Source organism: Mycobacterium sp. 852002-10029_SCH5224772 (assembly GCF_001667315.1).
Taxonomy (GTDB): domain Bacteria; phylum Actinomycetota; class Actinomycetes; order Mycobacteriales; family Mycobacteriaceae; genus Mycobacterium.
Window position 1 is genome coordinate 132,630 of record NZ_LZHT01000015.1, and the last position, 18,146, is coordinate 150,775.

Below are 18,146 nucleotides of genomic sequence, written 5' to 3' on the forward strand. Positions count from 1 at the left end.
TCCGCGGCTGCTCGCGGAGACGAGGGGGTCCCCGATCTTTGCTGGCTACGATCGCGCCCGCAACTGGGTGATCGGCTCCGATCCTGGCTTGCTCCGGCTGCGGATGGCGACTCGGACGACGGCCGCGCTCGGCCTTTCCCTGCTGGTCCTCTTCGTCCTCACCAGGGCCACGGGACAACCCCTGACGGTCGCACTGCTGGGCGTCGTCATCACCATGGTCGCGTCGCGATCCGTGAACGAGCCCGACCCCCGCCGGCAACGAATCACCATGGCGCTGTTGCCCGTCCCCGCCGCGGTGGCCATCACCGCCGCCGCGCTGCTGGCGCCGCACGTGGTGGCCAGCGATGCCGTCTTCGTGGTGATCGTGTTCACCGCGGCCTACATCCGCCGCTTCGGGGCGCGCGGCAGGGCCCTGGGGATGGTCGCGTTCATGTCGTACTTCTTCACCCTGTATCTGCGGGCCCGAGTCTCGGAGCTGCCCTGGATGATCGGCGCGGTCGCGGTGGGCGCGGTGTGCACCTACGTGATGACCACCTACGTGCTGCCCGACCGGCCCGAGCGGGTGCTGCGCGCCACCATCCGCTCGCTGCGGGCGCGGATGGCGATCGTCGTCGACACCACCGCCGAAGTGGTGCGGACGGGCCGCCTCGACGAACGGCGGCGGCGCCGCATGCGGGCGCGCACCGTCCGGCTCAACGAGACCGCCCTGCAGGTGCAAAGCCAGATCGAGGACAACGCCGATCCGGGCACGGTGTGGCCCGGCGTCACCGCCGAGCAGCTGGCGCCGTGGCTGCTGGACGCCGAGCTGGCCATCGAATGGGTCGCCACCGCCGGCCGCCGTGCCGCCGTCGTGGTGGGCGAGGACCCGGAAGCCATCCCCGCCCCCACCCGGGTGGCGCTCGTGGACGCGCTGTCCCAGCTGGCGCGGGCGATCCGCCTGCCCGAACCCGAAGGGCTGCGCCGCGCCGCCGGCGACGCGCAACGGCTGCTAAACGAGCGGCGCGGCGCCGCGGCGGCCGATGAGGACCCGGGCGCCACCGCCGTCCGCCGCCTCGCCCTGGCGATCATCAACGCCGCGGGGGCCACGTCCGACGTGCGGGCGATCGTCGACCGCATGGCCGCCGGCGCCCCCCTCGACGACGCCGACGGCGAGCGCCCACCGACTGCGGAGCGCGCCGCGCCGGAGGAGACGCCCGGAGAAGACCACCCCGGCGGGCTGCTGCCGACCACCCGGCAAGCCATCCAGGTCTCCGTCGCCGCATCGCTGGCCATCGTCGCCGGGGAGCTGGTCTCGCCGGCCCGCTGGTATTGGGCGGTGATCGCCGCGTTCGTCATTTTCGCCGGCACCAACTCCTGGGGCGAAACCCTGACCAAGGGCTGGCAGCGCCTGCTCGGCACGCTGCTCGGCGTGCCCGCCGGCGTGCTGGTGGCCACGCTGCTGACCGGCCACCAAGCGGCCGCGCTCGCCGGAATCTTCGCGTGCCTGTTCTGCGCCTTCTACTTCATGACGGTCACCTACAGCCTGATGACCTTCTGGATCACCACGATGCTGGCGCTGCTGTACGGCCTGCTCGGGCAGTTCTCCTTCGGCGTGCTGATGCTGCGGATCGAAGAGACCGCGATCGGTGCCGTCATCGGAGCGACCGTGGCCATCGTGGTGTTGCCGACGAACACCCGAACCGCGATCCGCACCGACACCCGCGCCTTCCTGACGAGCCTGTCGGCGCTGATCGAGGTCTGCACCGCGACCATGTTCGGTGAGGACGAGGGCGCCAGCCCGTCCGAACTGGCGCGCCGGGTCGACCGGGATCTGCAGCAGTTCCGGGTCACCGCCAAGCCACACCTGGCGGGCGTCGCCGGGCTCGCGGGCCGACGCAGCATCCGCCGCGCCTTGCGGATCTTCACCGCGTGCGACCAGTACGGCCGCAGCCTGGCGCGCAGCAGCGAGCAGTATCAGGACCCGGTCGGTTCACCGCCGCTCGCCCAGGCCTTTTCGGCGGCCGCCGCCCAGACGCGACGCAACATCGAGGCGTTGCAGGAGGCCATCGATGGTGGTCACGCACCGACCCTGCTCTCGGCGGCCGACGACCTCGACGCCGCCGAAACCCTGGCCCGGCAACGCGACGGCGACGGTCAGGGCGGGCAACCACGGCCCGACACCCGGCGATTCCTCACCGCGGTGCACGCCCTTCGCCAGATCGAGCGGGCCATCATCACCGCCGCCACCAATCTCGGTGGGCGCGAACGCGTCCAGACCGCCGGCCTCGCCCCGCGCTGACGCGCGGCGCCCCGGTTTGCTACCGATCGCGCACGCACGCGGCTACCATTGTGCTAACCGTCGAGGTCCGTAGCCACAGCCGAGGAGCAATCCCATGGCCCCACCGAACCTTCCGCCGGGTTTTGATTTCACCGATCCCGACATCTATGCCCACCGATTGCCGGTGCAGGAGTTCGCCGAATTGCGCGCCACCGAACCGGTCTGGTGGAACGAGCAGGCGCCGGGGCAGGGCGGATTCGGTGATGGCGGCTACTGGGTGGTGACCAAGCACCGCGACATTCGCGACGTCTCGCTGCGCAGCGACGTGTTCTCGTCGGCCGCGAAGTCGATCGTCCCGCGTTACCGGGAAGACTTGGCGGCCGGGCAGATTGAGGCCGGCCGGGCGTCGATGATCATGATGGACGATCCCGAGCACACCCGGCTGCGCAAGATCGTCTCGCGGGCCTTCACGCCGCGCGCGGTCGAGCGGCTGCGCGCCGAACTCTCCGAGCGCGCGCGGCGCATCGTTACCGACGCGGCGGCCGCGGGGTCGGGCGACTTCGTCCGCCAGGTGGCCTGCGAGTTGCCGCTGCAGGCCATTTCCGCGCTGCTCGGCGTGCCGCACGAGGACTACGACAAGCTGTTCGACTGGACGAACAACATGATCGGCAGTAACGACCCGGAGTTCGCCGGCAACGACGCGCTGACCTCGGCGGGCGAATTGATGTGGTACGCCATGCAATTGGCGGCGCGCAAGGCCGAGGAGCCCGGGTCAGAAAATCCAGACATCGTCACCACGCTGATCCGGGCCGATGCCGACGGTCAGCGCCTCTCGGAGGCCGAGTTCGGCATGTTCGTGGTCACGCTGGCCGTCGCCGGAAACGAGACGACGCGCAACTCGATCACCCAGGGAATGATGGCCTTCACCGACCATCCGGACCAGTGGGAGTTGTTCAAGGCGCAGCGACCCAAGACCACGGCCGACGAGATAATCCGTTGGGCCACACCGATCACGGCGTTTCAGCGCACCGCGCGCGAGGACACCGAACTCGGTGGCGTGGCCATCACGAAGGGCCAGCGGGTGGTGTTGTTCTACCGCTCGGCCAACTTCGACGAAGAGGTCTTCGACGACCCGTTCACCTTCGACATCCTGCGCAGCCCCAACCCGCATGTCGGTTTCGGCGGCACCGGAGCGCACTATTGCATTGGCGCCAACCTGGCCCGCATGACGATCGACCTCATGTTCAATGCCCTCGCCGATCGGCTGCCCGACCTGGCCCCGCTGGAGAACCCGCAGCGCCTGCGATCGTCGTTCATCAACGGCATCAAGCACTGGCACGTCGATTACCTGGGCGCCTGCCCGGTCAATCGAGGCGCTTAAACGGGACGCGACAGCCCGTTCAACACCACGCACTCCGCGGCGGGCCCGCCGCCGCACTCGACCTTCGAGGTCGCGATCAGCTCGGCGATGTGGCTTTCGAGCATGCGCAAGTCCGCGATCTTTGCCCGCACCGCCGTCAGATGCAGCTCCGCCAAGTCACGGGCCTGCAGGCACGAACGGTCGCGATCACGTGTGAGTTCGACGAGGCCGCGGACCTGCTCGACCGAGAAGTCAAGGTCGCGGCAGCGTCGAATGAACGTCACCCGGCGCACATCGTCGTCTTCATAGCGACGCTGACCGCCAACCCGTCGCGGGCGGGGCAGCAGACCGATTTGTTCGTAGTAGCGAATCGCCGGTGCCGTCGTCCCGGTTGCATCGGCAAGCTCGCCGATTTTGAGAGCCATATGCCCATGGTCTCCCGTGCTGCCTTGACCCTCAACCCACGTGAAGTCCGATCCTGGAGTCATGTCCACCGACGATCGATCCATACCGGCCGCTTGTGCCCTCCCGGTGTCCGACCACGCGGCGCGGATTGCGTGGATAAAACAGCTCAACGCGACGGCCCTGCAGACCTATCAGCGCGACGGTCACCGCGTCCGGCTCCGGTACCGGCCGGCAGCGGCCGCGCTGGCGCGGGAACTAATTCGTCGGGAGCGGGAGTGCTGCCCGTTTCTTCGGTTCAGCACCGAGGCAGACGACGACGCATTTGTTGTGATCATCGACGCCCCAGCCGATTTGGGCACTATCGCCGACGATCTGCTTTCGCCCTACACCCAACCGGGAGTCCAGTCGTGATCGACGTCATGCGCGAGAGCGACGGCGACGTGTTGGGACTGCGGGCGAAGAACAAGCTGACCACCAGCGATTACCGCGACGTGCTCGTGCCCGCGGTGCGAACCTTGCTCGACCAGTTCGGCACGTTGAACGTGCTGTTCTTCATCGACGAGCCCTTCGATGGATGGACCCTGCGCGCGGCGTGGGTCAACACCCTTTTCGATATCAGGCACCGCAACGACTTTCGCAGGGTGGCCGTGGTCGGCGCACCACGCTGGGAACAATGGTGCGTCAACGTCGCCGCCGCGTTGCTGATGAGCGGCGAGTTGCGAACGTTCGACCGTGAACGCCTAGACGCCGCATGGGAGTGGGTGCGAACGTAGAGGCCACCATGAGAATCGCCATCAGCGGTGCTGGAGTGGCCGGGGCGTCGCTTGCCCACTGGTTGCATCGCAGCGGCCACACGCCGACGCTGATCGAGCAGGCGCCGCAATTCCGCACCGGCGGTTACATGATCGACTTCTGGGGCGTCGGCTACCAGGTGGCCAAGCGGATGGGCATCGAAGGACCGATCCGGGCCGCCGGCTACGACATGGAACGGCTCCGTTCGGTCGGGTCGCGCGGCGAGGTCAAGGCGGACGTGGACGTCAACGTCTTTCGCCGCCTGCTCGGCGACGACTTCACCAGCTTGGCGCGCGGCGACCTGGCCGCCGCGATCTACGCCACCCTCGAGGGCAAGGTCGAAACGGTCTTCGGCGACAGCATCGCCTCCGTCGACGAGCGCGACGACGGTGTTCGACTCGGCTTCGACAGGGGCGCCGCGCGCAATTTCGACCTGGTGATCGGCGCCGACGGGCTGCATTCCACCGTGCGCCGTCTGGTCTTCGGGCCCGAGCGACAATTCGAGCGCTATCTGGGCTGCAAGGTGGCGGCCTGCGTGGTCGACGGTTACCGGCCGCGCGACGAACTGGCCTACGTCACCTATGCGGCACCGGGGCGGCAATTGGCGCGTTTCGCGCTGCGCGGCGACCGGACCACGTTCTTGTTCATCTTCCGCGCCGAACACGACGGCGCCGGCGTGCCACCAAAAGAGCAGCTACGCAACATGTTCGGTGACTGCGGCTGGGAAGCCAACACCATGCTGGCCGCGCTTGACGATGGCCCCGCCGGTGTCGACGACCTGTACTTCGATGTCGTGAGCCAGATCCACATGAACCGCTGGTCGCGGGGGCGAGTGCTACTCGTCGGCGATGCGGCCGGATGCATTTCGCTGCTCGGCGGCGAGGGCACCGGCCTGGCCATCACCGAGGCCTACGTGCTGGCCGGCGAGCTCGCGCGGGCCGGGGGTGACCATCGCCGCGCGTTCGACGCCTACGAGACGCGGCTGCGTCCCTTCATCGAAAGCAAGCAAGCCGGCGCGGCGCGGTTCATCGGTTTCTTCGCCACCCGGACCCGATTCGGTCTGTGGGTGCGCAACATGGCCATCCGCACCATGAATTTCGCCCCGATGGCGACGCTCCTCGCGGGCGACGTGCGCGACGACTTCGAGCTGCCCGACTACGGCATCTGACTACCGTGCCGGCGTCCGCGTGGCCGCGGGCGTGGCGGCGGGGAGCTCCCGGATCGCCCGCACCCGGATGCGAGCGCCCCGATGCGGCACCAGGACGACGAATTTGAGCCTTTGGTGTTCATCGGCCGCCGTGGTGGTGCTCAATTCGGTCCGGCGAAGGATCTCGCGGAGCACCACGCGCATCTCGACCATGGCGAATCCGGCGCCCAGACAGCGCCGGTTGCCGCCGCCGAACGGGAACCAGGTCGTCGGGCTCAGCGTGGCGCCCAGCATGCGGTCCGGGTCGAACCGGTGCGGGTCCGGGTACACCGCGGCGCTCGTGTGCACCAGCCCTATTCCGGGTGCCACCGTCACCCCGGCCGGCAGCCGGTATCCGGCGACGTCGGCCGGTTCGGTGAGGATCCGCCCCACGTCGAACACCACCGGACGGATCCGCAGCGTTTCCTTCGCCAGCGCGTCGAGATATTCGTCGCCGGCCGGATCGCCCGCGGCGCTGGCCTCGGCGGCGGCCACGGCCTTGGCCAGTACGGCCGGATGGCGGGTCAACCGTTCGAGCGCCCAGGACAACCCGTTGGCGGTGGTGTCGTGCCCGGCCACCAGCAGCGTCATCAGCTGGTCTCGCAGCTCACGGTCGGACATCGTGTCCCCGCCGATGTCGGCGCGGACCAGCATCGCCAGCACGTCGGTGCGGTCGGCCAAGTTTGGGTCCGCGCGGCGCTCGGCGATCTCTGCGTAGAGCAGACGGTCGGCTTCGGCGATTCGCCGACGCAGCCCCCGCCACGGGAGATAGCGCTGCAGGTCCGGCTTCGCCAGTGCCAGCGTCGTCCACGGGCCGACGGTGAGCAGCCGGGGCATGATCGCACGCAGCGCGGCAAGCCGGGCCGGGTCCGAGGCGCCGATGACCGTCCGCAGGATCACCTCGAGGGTGATTTCCGACATCCTGGGCGCGGCCGCGAAGCTCGTGCCCACCGGCCACTGTGCGATCTTCGCCGCGGCGATCTCGGCCATCAGTCCGGCTTGGCGTGCGACGGCGTCCCGATGAAACGGCGGCACCATCAGACGCCGCCGATCGCGGTGGACGTCTTCGTCGATCACCAGCAGGGAGCTCTCGCCGAGCAAACCGCCCAGAATCGAATTGGCCTCACCGGCGTGGAAGACACGCGGGTCGCCGGCGAATACCGTCTTGATGTCGGCGGGGTCGGCCAGATACACGAGCGTGCCGATCGAGGCGACCCGCAGCGTGAACACGCTGCCATAACGGCGACGGCAGGCGGCGACGAAGTGCGACCCGCTGTGCAGCATCAAAGCGGCCTGTACCGCCCGGGGCAGCCGGGGCCCCGGCGGAAATGCGGGCGCTGCTTTGCGCATCGCCACAATTTTACGACCGGCGCGCGCATAAAGCGGGGTTGCGTCGCCGGGCACCTGAATCACAAGGGCAGCCGGGTGGTCTCCGCATCGCGGTGCTCGGTGGCGATGAAGTCCTCGATCAGCTCCACCACCTGGTTCGGCGCTTCCACCTGCGCGAAATGACCCACGTCGGGCAGAATTTCGAGCCTGGCGTCGGTACGAGCCTTATGTGCGGCATACGCGTGGTCGACGGGGATGATGCCGTCGCGCTCTCCCCAGATCGCCATGACCGGCAAGTCCTCACGCAGCGAGAGCCTGTTGAGCGCGCTGACCGCCTGGCCTCGGTAGTCGACCACCGACCTGAGCGTTCGCAGGAATGACTGCCGCGTCTGGCCATCGGACAACGACGAGTAGGCGCTCCACAGCTCGGCCCCGCGCGGCGACTGGATGCCCGCGCTTCTCAACCAGGACCTGAGCTTGTTGCCGGCGGACAGCACGGGCGGCGGCGCGATGATCGGCAGCACCAGTTCCGCTCCGGGGGCCGCGAGCAGCCGCAGCACCCATCCCACATCGGGACCGAGCCCGCCGCTGCTGATCAGGATCAACCGCTTGGCGTAGTCGGGGTGCTGATAGACGAACTGCATCGCGACCCCACCGCCGAGCGAATGACCGACCACGGTGGCCTGGCTGACGCCGAGTTGGTCGAGGAAATCGCGCAGCCACACGGCGAACGCGCCCAGCGAGTAGTCCGTGCGGGGCTTCGCCGACTCGCCGTGACCGAGCAGGTCGGGCGCGATGACCCGGAACCTCTTCGACAACGCCGGTATGACCGACCGCCAGGTGCCCGAACTGCCTGCCATGCCGTGGATGAGCAGCAGCACCTCGCCCTCCCCCTCGTCGCGGTAGGCGATGCGATCGCCATGTAGCTCGAGAAATTTCATGTCACTCATGGGGGCTGTGTACCCGCTTTGGTCCTGCTCACGACCGGGGTCGCGGCAAATGCCCGCCGGTTGAGCAATGATCTAGTGCATGACCGAACCGGTTGCGGCCCGCGTGGCCGTCTACCTCGACTTCGACAACATCGTGATCTCCCGCTACGACCAGATTCACGGGCGAAACTCGTTTCAGAAGGACAAAGCCAAGGGCCTCGAGCAGTATTCCGAGCACCTGGCCCGGGCGACGGTCGACGTCGGCGCGATCCTCGACTTCGCGTCGTCGTTCGGGACCCTGGTCCTCACCCGCGCCTACGCGGACTGGTCGGCGGACATCAACGCCGGGTACCGCGGACAGTTGGTGGCCCGCGCGGTCGACCTGGTGCAGTTGTTCCCCGCGGCGGCCTACGGCAAGAACGGCGCCGACATCCGGTTGGCCGTCGACGCGGTCGAGGACATGTTCCGACTGCCCGACCTGACCCACGTGGTGATCGTGGCCGGCGACTCCGACTACATCCCGCTGGCCCAGCGCTGCAAGAGGCTCGGCCGGTACGTGGTGGGCATCGGGGTGGCGGGGGCATCGAGCCGGGCGTTGGCGGCGGCCTGCGAGGAGTTCGTCGTGTACGACGCACTGCCGGGGGTTCCGGTGGTCGACCGCGAGGCGGCGCCGGCCGAGGCGGACCCCCCGAAGCGGCGCGGCGGGCGCGCCAAGGCGGCCCAGCCCGAGGAGCCGGAGCCGCCCGACGCGCAAGCCGCCGCCACCGCGCTGCTGATCCGCGCGCTGCAGATCGGCTTGGAGAAAGACGACGTCGACTGGCTGCACAACTCCGCGGTGAAGGCACAGATGAGGCGCATGGACCCGTCGTTCAGCGAAAGGTCTTTGGGTTTCCGGTCATTCAGCGACTTTCTGCGTTCGCGGTCCGATGTCGTCGAGTTGGACGAGACCTCGACGACACGGATGGTGCGGCTGCGCGCACACGATTGAGCAGTGCGGCGTGCATCCCGCCGCAATGCATTTTCTCTTCGATGTATGGCGTTTTCCACACCCGCACGGTTCGCCGCACGGGTTGTCAGCCGATGTCGTTGACAGCCCCCCGCGGTGGCCATACATTGTCTGAAAGTCGTCCGCAGGTGGTGGGGGATCGATGAGGAGACCGTCATGACCGTCGGTGCCGCTCCCCCAAGCGTTTTCGATGCCGATCTGCCCACCCTGTGCTACCGCGACGACGAAACTCCCGCGGAGATCTATCCGCGCCTGCGGGAGGCGCAGCGGCACGCACCCGTCGCGCTGGGACCGCACGGCCCCGAGGTGCTCGGCTACCACATGGTCCGGTCCGTTCTGCGGGATACGCGATTCCAGATCCCGCCCGGCCTGAATCTCCTTGTCCAGGGCATCACTTCGGGCCCGCTGTGGGACAAGGTGGTCAACAGCCTGCTGTGCCTCGAGGGCGACGAGCACCACCGGCTGCGGAGCCTGACCTCCAAGGCGTTCACGCCGAAGGCCACCCTGCGCCTGCACGACACCATGGTCGGCGTGCTGAACGACCTGGTCGATCAGGTGGCCGACGCCGGGCGCTGTGACATCGTCACCGACATCGCCCGCCCGTATCCCGTGCCGATCATCTGCGCGCTGCTCGGGGCGCCGCGCGAGGATTGGCAACAGTTCTCACTGTGGGCGGACGACGTTTTCAAGGCCTTCAGCTTCACCGTCGACCTGACCGAGGTCGAGCCCGTCGTGATGCGCGCGTGGCGCCAGCTCGACGCCTACGTCGACGAGATGGTCGCCCGCCGCCGGCACAGCCTGACCGACGACCTGCTGTCCGATTTGATCCGCGCCGAGGATGAGGGCGACCGTCTCAACGCGGCCGAACTGCGCATGCTCGCCGGGGGGCTGCTGCTGGCGGGGACGGACACCACCCGCAACCAGGTCGCCGCGTCGGTGCACCTGCTGTGCCAGCACCGGCAGCAGTGGGAGCTGTTGCGCGCGCGGCCGGAATTGGCGATGCGTGCCGTCGAGGAGACCATGCGTCACTCGCCGATCGTGTGCGGAACGCTGCGGCTGGTGGCCGAGGACGCCGACGTCGACGGCTACGTGTTCCCCGCCGGCACGATGGTCCTGGTGAACACCGGCGCGGCGAACCGCGACCCCGCGGTCTACGACGACCCGGAACGCGTCGACATCACCCGCGAGGGCGCCCCGCCCATCCTGACGTTCGGGGGCGGCGCGCATTACTGCCTCGGCGCCAACCTGGCCAGGCGCGAGATCGCCGAGGCGCTGACCGTCTTGACCGGCCGCCTGCTCAATCCGCGCATCGCCGGGCCGGCGCCATGGAAGCCGATGGGAACCCTGAGCGGCCCGCTGAGCCTGCCCCTGGAGTTCGACAGCTAGTCCTCCGGCGTTGAGTGTGCGCTCTGGGCGTCGAGTGTGCTCTGGGCGTCGAGTGTGAATCCACGGCTTTGACTGTGCGCACAGGGTGTCGACACGCCGAGCGCGGCCGCCGTAGCTTCACACCGAAAGCCGGAGCTTCACACCAAACGCCACGGCTTCACACCGCCAATGCGGCCAGGCCGCGGCAATCGTTAGTCCTCCGCCAAGTCGCGGTGGCATCGGGGCGGCTTTACGCTCCTGTGGTCACACGAACGTCATGGGGGTTTCGATGGGTGCAGCCTGGGGGCGCGCCGTCGTCGCGTCGACCGCCTGCCTGGTCCTGGCGTCGTGTTCGGAAACCGTGTCGGCGCCCCCGCTGACCCCCACCGCGTCGACGTCGGCTTCGAAAACCAGCACCCGCGCGGCCGCGGCGCCCGCCCCGATCACGGGACCGCTGGAAAAGGATTGGAAAAGCTATGGCGGCACCGCGTATTTCGGTTGCCCGCAGACCTTTTCGGCGGGCAAGTCCGCGCTCGACGACATCCGGCCGAAGATCTTCGACCCGAAGACGGGGCAGTACATTGCGCCCGCCGTCCCCACCGTTCCCGCCGGCGAGAACCTCACCGGCGCGATGTGCGCGCTGACCGGCGGCGCCGCCGACATGAAGGTCGTGTACGTGGTCACCACGGTCAAGCCGGCGCAGGCCCCAGCGCCCGAACTCTCGAAGACCACCGCATATTCCTACGACTGGGCCTCGGGCCGGCAGGTGGCCAGCAAAGAACTGCAGCCGCCGTCCCCGGGTCTGAAGTTGACTGCGCCGAAGGAATGGGGGCTGGCCTCGACCTCCTCGGGTGTGGCGTGGGTGAACGCCTTCACCGACGGTCGCGCCGCCGCGTCCCCACCCCGAACCGCGGTCCTCTCCGGCGCCGACCTGGCGATCATGTGGGACGACCCCCAGCCCGCCCGGGTATGGCAGGACGTGCTGGCGTTTCAACGCAACACCGATCCCGGTAGGGCCTCGGGAGCCGAGCTGCGCCGCCCGACCGGGGAAGCGATCTATCAGGACAACGACGTGCAATCCGTGGACGACGAATTAACCGACGGCCCAAATACATTGGTGAAGCTCACCCGCAGGGATTCGTCCAATCCCCCGGCGGTGTCGACCATGTTCTACGACCTCAACGCGAAGTCCATCATCAAGATCGGCGATTCCGATCGGGTTTCCGGCAGCGGGCTGACCGCGTCATTGTCCGGCGGGAAACTGTTGGTCGACGGCCACAATTCGGACAACTCCTCATTCGGGTTCGGCGTGTGGAACCTACGCGACCAACGGTGGGATTTCCTGAAGAACCGGGACGACGCCAAGAAGCTGTCGATTTCCAAGCTGGCGTTCTTCGAGGACCACCTCTACCTCACCGGCGCCGGCGGGACATTCTCGGTAATCGCGCTGCCCGCAACGGATCCCGTCGCCTCCAGCTGGTCGGTACGCCCGTTCGAGCGGATCTCCGGATGGACGCTGGTGTGCCGCGGCGAGACCGCGCCGTCGGCCAATGGCGAATGCAAGGAGATCGTCATGGTGCAAGACCAGGACGGCCACTACCCCGGACCCTGGTTCTGACCTTCGGATGCGAGGACGTGGGGAAGCCGGACCAGTCGCCGCACCATAGGACACCCTCCCGGCCGATGGGTTGGAGGAGTCGAACCGGGAGGGTGCCTGCTTGGCGTTCAATGCTCGTACGTCACTGTCCGGCGCGTTGGTCGGATTGGACGACGAAGAAAAGCCGGTCGGCGAAAGCGATGGCATCGGCGATCTTCTCGGCCAGCTCGGCGGCGCGGGCCTTGCGGACGCCGGCCAGGCCGGTCTGCGCGGAGAGGGCCGATTCGCGCGCTGTCGTCAGTGCGCTGCGGCACTCGCGGAGTACTGAGATGGTGGCGGGACTGATAGACATGTCGCCCCCTAGAAATCGCGCTCTCACAGCAGTACCCGCCGCGGCACCCGCCACACCGGTGCGGCGCAAATTTTTACAATTGGTTTGTAGAAATTGCGCACGTGTCGCACAACGGCACCGGCGGCCCTGGCCTACCGGCCGGTCGCCCGGCCAGCGTCGCTCAGCGGGGCAAGCGGCGGCGCGCCACGCGGCTGCGCCGAGCAAACCGAATCTTAGGGGTTGCAGACACTTGCGGGCCTGCAACCGTCAGGCGGGAGGGTGCGGCCAGGCGGCCGGCATCCTCCCCGGAACCAAGAGGCCATCGATCTGAAAAACTGTGGTGGCAGGTACAGGATTCGAACCTGTGAAGCTTTCGCGACGGATTTACAGTCCGCTCCCATTGGCCGCTCGGGCAACCTGCCGCCAGACAGGTTACAACGAGCGAGTAGACAAAGCACAAACGCCTATCACCTGATGAAGGGACGGAATGCATGGCGGACTCATCGTTCGACATCGTCAGCAAAGTGGATCGCCAAGAGGTCGATAACGCGCTCAACCAGGCCGCCAAGGAGCTGGCCACCCGGTTCGACTTCCGCGGCACCGACACCACGATCGCCTGGAAGGGCGACGAGGCCATCGAGCTGACGTCGTCCACCGAGGAACGCGTCAAGGCGGCCGTCGACGTCTTCAAGGAGAAGCTGATCCGCCGCGACATCTCCATGAAGGCCTTCGACGCCGGCGAGCCCCAGGCCTCGGGCAAGTCCTACAAGGTCAGCGGGTCGCTGAAGCAAGGCATCAGCAGTGAGAACGCCAAGAAGATCACCAAGCTGATCCGCGATGACGGTCCCAAGTCCGTCAAGACTCAAATCCAGGGCGACGAAATCCGGGTCACCAGCAAAAAGCGCGACGATTTGCAGGCAGTCCAGGCGATGCTGAAGCAGGCCGACCTGGACGTGGCGCTGCAGTTCGTCAACTACCGGTGATTCTCGGGGCGCGAGCGTAACGGCACTGCGATTTCCGGCGCACTTTTTCGCCGTGAGGTTACGCTCGCGGTCCAAATGCGAGTCGCGGTCCAAATGCGAGCCGCGGCCCAATGCGAGCCCCCGCCCGCGCAATGCGACCCGGTTTGGCCGGTTACTAGCCCGACCAACCGGTGGGTCTCTACGCTAGTGACGAGTCCCACAATTTGAGCGAGGTTCACGATGACCGTGACTCCCCAGGAGGCCGCCGGCCACGACGAGACCGAGGCCGACTACTCCGACGTCATCATCGTCGGCGCCGGCATCTCCGGTATCGACGCGGCCTATCGGATCACCGAACGCAATCCGCAACTGACGTACACCGTCCTGGAGCGGCGCGCGCAGATCGGCGGGACCTGGGACCTGTTCCGCTACCCGGGGGTGCGCTCCGACAGCAGCATCTTCACGCTGTCCTTCCCGTTCGAGCCGTGGACCCGCAAAGAGGGCGTGGCCGACGGTGTGCACATCCGCGAGTACCTGAGCGCCACCGCGCGCAAGTACGGCATCGAGGGCCACATCCGGTTCAACAGCTACGTGCGCTCGGCGGACTGGGATTCCTCGACCGACACCTGGACGGTCACCGTCGAGCAGGACGGGGCGCGCAAGCTCTACCGCGGCCGCTTCCTGTTCTTCGGCAGCGGCTACTACAACTACGACGAGGGCTATACGCCCGACTTCCCGGGCATCGAAGAGTTCAAGGGCACGGTGGTCCACCCCCAGCACTGGCCCGAGGACCTGGATTACGCCGGCAAGAAGGTCGTGGTGATCGGTAGCGGAGCGACCGCGGTGACGCTGCTGCCGTCGCTGTCGGAGCGCGCGGCCCAGGTGACCATGCTGCAGCGCTCACCCACCTATCTCATCTCGGCGTCCAAGTACGGCACCGTCGCCTCCGTCTCTCGAAAGTTGCTGCCCCGCAAGCCCGCTCATCTCGTCGTCCGCATGTACAGCGCGCTGACCGAGGCGGTGTTCTTCGCGTTATCCCGCAAGGCGCCGGGGCTCGTGCGATGGCTGTTGCGGCGCAAGGCGATCAACAGCCTGCCGGCCGGCTACGACGTCGACACCCACTTCAAGCCCAGCTACAACCCGTGGGACCAGCGGATGTGCCTGATCCCCGACGCCGACCTGTACGAGGCCATCAGCGCCGGACGCGCCGACGTGGTCACCGACCACATCGACCATTTCGACGCGACCGGTATTGCGCTCAAATCCGGCGGGCACCTCGACGCCGACGTCATCGTCACCGCCACCGGCCTGCAGCTGCAGGCCCTCGGCGGCACCACAATCAGTCTGGACGGCAACGAGATCAAGACCAGCGACCGCTTCGTCTACAAAGCGCACATGCTCGAAGACGTGCCGAACCTTTTCTGGTGTGTGGGCTACACCAACGCGTCATGGACGCTGCGAGCCGACATCACCGCCCGGGCGACGGCAAAACTCTTGGAACACATGAGGTCTCACGGCTACACGCACGCCGCCCCGCACCGCGGCAACGAGCCGATGACCGAGAAGCCGTCGTGGGACATCAACGCCGGCTACGTGCTGCGTTCGGTACACGCGCTGCCGAAGTCGGGCACCAAACGGCCGTGGAACGTGCGGCAGAACTATCTCGCCGACGCGATCGACTACCGCTTCGACCGCATCGAAGAGGCGATGGTGTTCGGCCGGGCCGCCGACCGCGAACCCCTGGCGGGCTAGGAGCAGCGGAGTTCGTGAACTGCTTCTAAAACTCAGATGTCGGCAATACGCTGATCGCCATGGCATCTGACAAGCGCGAGCCCAAAGTCGTTGTCCTCGGTGGCGGTTCCTGGGGCACCACCGTGGCCTCAATCTGCGCGCGCCGCGGGCCGACGCTGCAGTGGGTGCGCTCCGAGGAGACCGCCACCGACATCAACGACAACCACCGCAACAGCCGCTACCTCGGCAACGACGTCATCCTGAGCGACACACTGCGCGCCACCACCGACTTCGCGGAGGCGGCGAACTCGGCCGACGTCGTCGTCATGGGCGTGCCCTCGCACGGCTTCCGCGGGGTGCTCACCGAACTGGCAAAGGAGCTGCGGCCGTGGGTGCCGGTGGTGTCACTGGTCAAAGGGCTCGAGCAGGGCACCAACATGCGGATGTCCCAGATCGTCGAGGAGGTGCTGCCCGGGCACCCCGCGGGCATCCTGGCCGGACCGAACATCGCGCGCGAGGTGGCCGAGGGCTACGCCGCCGCCGCGGTGCTGGCCATGCCCGACCAGCATCTGGCGACGCGGCTGTCCGGACTGTTCCGTACCCGGCGCTTTCGCGTGTACACCACCGACGACGTCATCGGGGCGGAAATGGCCGGGGCGTTGAAGAACGTGTTCGCCATCGCGGTCGGCATGGGGTACTCGCTGGGCATCGGCGAAAACACCCGCGCGCTGGTGATCGCCCGCGCACTGCGCGAAATGACCAAGCTGGGCGTCGCGGTGGGCGGGCATCCCGACACCTTCCCGGGGCTGGCCGGACTGGGCGACCTCATCGTCACCTGTACCAGCCAGCGCAGCCGTAACCGCCACGTCGGTGAACAACTGGGGGCGGGCAAGCCGATCGACGAGATCATCGCCTCGATGAACCAGGTCGCCGAGGGCGTCAAAGCCGCCAGCGTGATCATGGAGTTTGCCAACGAGTTCGGCCTCACCATGCCCGTGGCCCGTGAGGTCGACGCCGTGATCAACCACAATTCGTCCGTCGAGGAGGCCTACCGCGGCCTGATCGCCGAGGTTCCCGGTCACGAGGTGCACGGCTCGGGCTTCTGACCTGGGCGTCCCCCGCTGGCCAAATTCAAATCTTTGCGTTCTCTATGGGCCGGCCCCGTCGGCTTGACCCAAGTTTGCCAGCAAAATACCGTCAGACCAGGTAGCCAGCGGTATTCGGGTGCGATCCTACGGATCATCTCGCCGTAATCTGCTGCACGCCAACCCGTTACGAAGATGTAACTGGCCGCGAGATGGGGCGGATATCGGAACATCCCCCGCAAACTCCCAACGAGGGACGGGACCGATGCTAGACATCCAACAGGCGGGCGATCGGAAACGCATCGGGCCACCCGCCGACCGGTTGCGCGGCCTCATCCGGCATGACCTGCCCTCCTCGCTGGTGGTCTTCCTGGTCGCGCTCCCTCTGTCGTTGGGGATCGCGATCGCATCCAACGCCCCGGTGCTCGCCGGTCTGATCGCCGCGATCGTCGGGGGCATCGTGGTCGGCAGCCTGGGTGGATCCCCGCTGCAAGTCAGCGGGCCCGCGGCCGGGCTTACCGTCGTCGTTGCCGGCCTTATTTCCGAATTCGGTTGGGGCATCACGTGTTTGATCACCGTTGCCGCCGGAATCGTGCAGGTTCTGCTGGGGCTGAGCCGCGTGGCGCGCGCCGCGCTGGCGATTTCACCGGTCGTCGTGCACGCCATGCTGGCCGGCATCGGCATCACGATTGCCCTGCAGCAGGCGCACGTGTTGCTGGGCGGAAAGTCCAAGAGCACGGCCTGGCACAACCTGATCGGCCTGCCGGGTCAAATCATCGGTGCGCACCGGCCGGGGGTGATCCTGGGCGTTCTGGTGATCGTCATCCTGGTCGCCTGGCGGTGGGTGCCCGCCACCGTGCGCCGGATTCCGGGTCCCCTGGTCGCCATCGTGGCGGCGACGGTGATTTCGATCGTCTTCGGATTCCACGTGCGCCGGATCGACCTCGAGGGGTCACCGCTGGACGCGCTGCAGCTGCCCGACCTCCCCCACGGCAACTGGGGCGCGTTCACCATCGGGGTGATCACCGTCGCGCTCATTGCCAGCGTCGAGAGCCTGCTGTCAGCGGTGTCGGTCGACCGGATGCACCACGGGCCCCGCACCGACTTCAACCGCGAGCTGGTCGGACAGGGGGCCGCCAACATCATCTCGGGGACCGTCGGCGGGCTGCCGATCACCGGGGTGATCGTCCGCAGCTCGACAAACGTCAACGCGGGCGCCAAATCCCGCGCCTCGGCGATCATGCACGGCGTCTGGATCTTGCTGTTCACCATTCCGTTCGCCGGCCTGGTCGAAGAGATCCCCACCGCCGCTCTTGCCGGTCTGCTCATCGTCATCGGCGTTCAGCTGCTCAAGCCGGCCCACATCGAAACCGCAATGAAGCACCGCGATCTCGCGGTGTACGTGGTGACCGCGGTCAGCGTCATCTTTCTCAACCTGCTGCACGGGGTGCTGATCGGGCTCGCGCTGGCGATCGCGCTGACCGGATGGCGGGTGATCCGGGCCAAGATCGATGCCCACCAGGTCGACGACGAATGGCGAGTGGTCATCGGGGGCGCGGCCTGCACCTTCCTGGCGCTGCCGAGGCTGACGCGGATGCTGGCGTTGGTTCCCCAAGGCGCGACGGCGACGGTGGCCATTTCGGTGCACTACCTCGATCACGCTGCGCACCAAGCGATTACCGACTGGCAGCGCCAGCACGAGGCGACGGGCGGCATGGTTCACATCCAGGGCGTGGTCGAGACGGGTCACCGCGGGACGCACGACCCGCTGGTCGAGGCGCAAACGCCCGGAGCCGCCGCGTAATTGCCCG

16 protein-coding genes and 1 tRNA gene are annotated in these 18,146 nt (G+C 67.6%); 12 read left to right on the forward strand and 5 right to left on the reverse strand.

Annotation, left to right across the window (positions count from 1 at the left end; genetic code table 11):
- Positions 1-67 precede the first annotated feature (67 nt).
- Positions 68-2,278: an FUSC family protein gene (locus A5775_RS05320; RefSeq protein WP_067248997.1), complete on the forward strand. Its 2,211-nt coding sequence runs from the start codon at positions 68-70 to the stop codon at positions 2,276-2,278.
- A 94-nt stretch (positions 2,279-2,372) separates the two neighbouring features.
- Positions 2,373-3,638 carry a cytochrome P450 gene (locus tag A5775_RS05325; RefSeq protein ID WP_067248634.1) on the forward strand — a complete coding sequence of 422 codons (1,266 nt, stop codon included), beginning with the start codon at positions 2,373-2,375 and terminating at the stop codon, positions 3,636-3,638.
- Here A5775_RS05325 and A5775_RS05330 read toward each other — a convergent pair.
- Positions 3,635-4,042, reverse strand: a complete 408-nt coding sequence (locus tag A5775_RS05330) for a helix-turn-helix domain-containing protein (RefSeq protein WP_067248638.1) — start codon at positions 4,040-4,042, stop codon at positions 3,635-3,637. The two genes, A5775_RS05325 and A5775_RS05330, sit on opposite strands and share 4 nt — an antisense overlap.
- A 61-nt stretch (positions 4,043-4,103) precedes the next feature.
- Here A5775_RS05330 and A5775_RS05335 point away from each other — a divergent pair, with 61 nt between their 5' ends.
- Genes A5775_RS05335 through A5775_RS05345 form a run of 3 tightly spaced genes read left to right on the forward strand, consistent with a single transcriptional unit; the run spans position 4,104 to position 5,982 of the window.
- Positions 4,104-4,433 (forward strand): hypothetical protein, encoded by a 330-nt coding sequence (locus A5775_RS05335; RefSeq protein ID WP_067248640.1) that lies wholly within the window; start codon positions 4,104-4,106, stop codon positions 4,431-4,433.
- Complete coding sequence (locus A5775_RS05340; RefSeq protein WP_067248643.1) at positions 4,430-4,795, forward strand: STAS/SEC14 domain-containing protein; 366 nt, start codon at positions 4,430-4,432, stop codon at positions 4,793-4,795. Before A5775_RS05335 ends, A5775_RS05340 begins: the two co-directional genes overlap by 4 nt.
- A gap of 8 nt (positions 4,796-4,803) precedes the next feature.
- Positions 4,804-5,982 carry an FAD-binding domain gene (locus tag A5775_RS05345; protein ID WP_067249001.1) on the forward strand — a complete coding sequence of 393 codons (1,179 nt, stop codon included), beginning with the start codon at positions 4,804-4,806 and terminating at the stop codon, positions 5,980-5,982.
- Here A5775_RS05345 and A5775_RS05350 read toward each other — a convergent pair whose 3' ends face one another.
- Positions 5,983-7,350 (reverse strand): cytochrome P450, encoded by a 1,368-nt coding sequence (locus tag A5775_RS05350; protein WP_067249004.1) that lies wholly within the window; start codon positions 7,348-7,350, stop codon positions 5,983-5,985.
- A 59-nt stretch (positions 7,351-7,409) separates the two neighbouring features.
- A complete protein-coding gene (locus tag A5775_RS05355) occupies positions 7,410-8,279 on the reverse strand; it encodes an alpha/beta fold hydrolase (protein ID WP_067248647.1) in 870 nt (289 codons plus the stop codon).
- A 79-nt stretch (positions 8,280-8,358) separates the two neighbouring features.
- On the opposite strand from A5775_RS05355, the gene A5775_RS05360 reads away from it, so the two are divergent.
- From A5775_RS05360 to A5775_RS05370, 3 genes are all read left to right on the forward strand, one after another.
- Entirely contained in the window at positions 8,359-9,246 is an 888-nt protein-coding gene (locus tag A5775_RS05360; protein ID WP_067248651.1) for an NYN domain-containing protein, read from the forward strand.
- 174 nt (positions 9,247-9,420) lie between these two features.
- The gene (locus A5775_RS05365; protein ID WP_067248656.1) at positions 9,421-10,650 is read left to right on the forward strand and encodes a cytochrome P450; all 1,230 of its coding nucleotides are present in this window, start codon (positions 9,421-9,423) and stop codon (positions 10,648-10,650) included.
- A gap of 268 nt (positions 10,651-10,918) precedes the next feature.
- Entirely contained in the window at positions 10,919-12,247 is a 1,329-nt protein-coding gene (locus tag A5775_RS05370; RefSeq protein ID WP_067249010.1) for a hypothetical protein, read from the forward strand.
- 121 nt (positions 12,248-12,368) lie between these two features.
- On the opposite strand, the gene A5775_RS05375 is transcribed toward A5775_RS05370, so the two are convergent.
- On the reverse strand, positions 12,369-12,578 hold the full coding sequence (locus A5775_RS05375; protein WP_067248659.1) for a hypothetical protein: 210 nt from the start codon (positions 12,576-12,578) through the stop codon (positions 12,369-12,371).
- Positions 12,579-12,895: 317 nt separating this feature from the next.
- Positions 12,896-12,979 (reverse strand) — tRNA-Tyr (locus tag A5775_RS05380).
- 69 nt (positions 12,980-13,048) lie between these two features.
- On the opposite strand from A5775_RS05380, the gene A5775_RS05385 reads away from it, so the two are divergent.
- The 4 genes from A5775_RS05385 (at position 13,049) to A5775_RS05400 (ending at position 18,139) form a co-directional block, all read left to right on the forward strand.
- Positions 13,049-13,540 (forward strand): YajQ family cyclic di-GMP-binding protein, encoded by a 492-nt coding sequence (locus tag A5775_RS05385; RefSeq protein WP_067248662.1) that lies wholly within the window; start codon positions 13,049-13,051, stop codon positions 13,538-13,540.
- 219 nt (positions 13,541-13,759) lie between these two features.
- Complete coding sequence (locus A5775_RS05390; RefSeq protein ID WP_067248665.1) at positions 13,760-15,271, forward strand: NAD(P)/FAD-dependent oxidoreductase; 1,512 nt, start codon at positions 13,760-13,762, stop codon at positions 15,269-15,271.
- Between the two features lie 59 nt (positions 15,272-15,330).
- Complete coding sequence (locus tag A5775_RS05395) at positions 15,331-16,356, forward strand: NAD(P)H-dependent glycerol-3-phosphate dehydrogenase (RefSeq protein WP_067248668.1); 1,026 nt, start codon at positions 15,331-15,333, stop codon at positions 16,354-16,356.
- 244 nt (positions 16,357-16,600) lie between these two features.
- Positions 16,601-18,139, forward strand: a complete 1,539-nt coding sequence (locus A5775_RS05400) for a SulP family inorganic anion transporter (protein WP_067248671.1) — start codon at positions 16,601-16,603, stop codon at positions 18,137-18,139.
- The last annotated feature ends 7 nt before the right edge of the window (positions 18,140-18,146 follow it).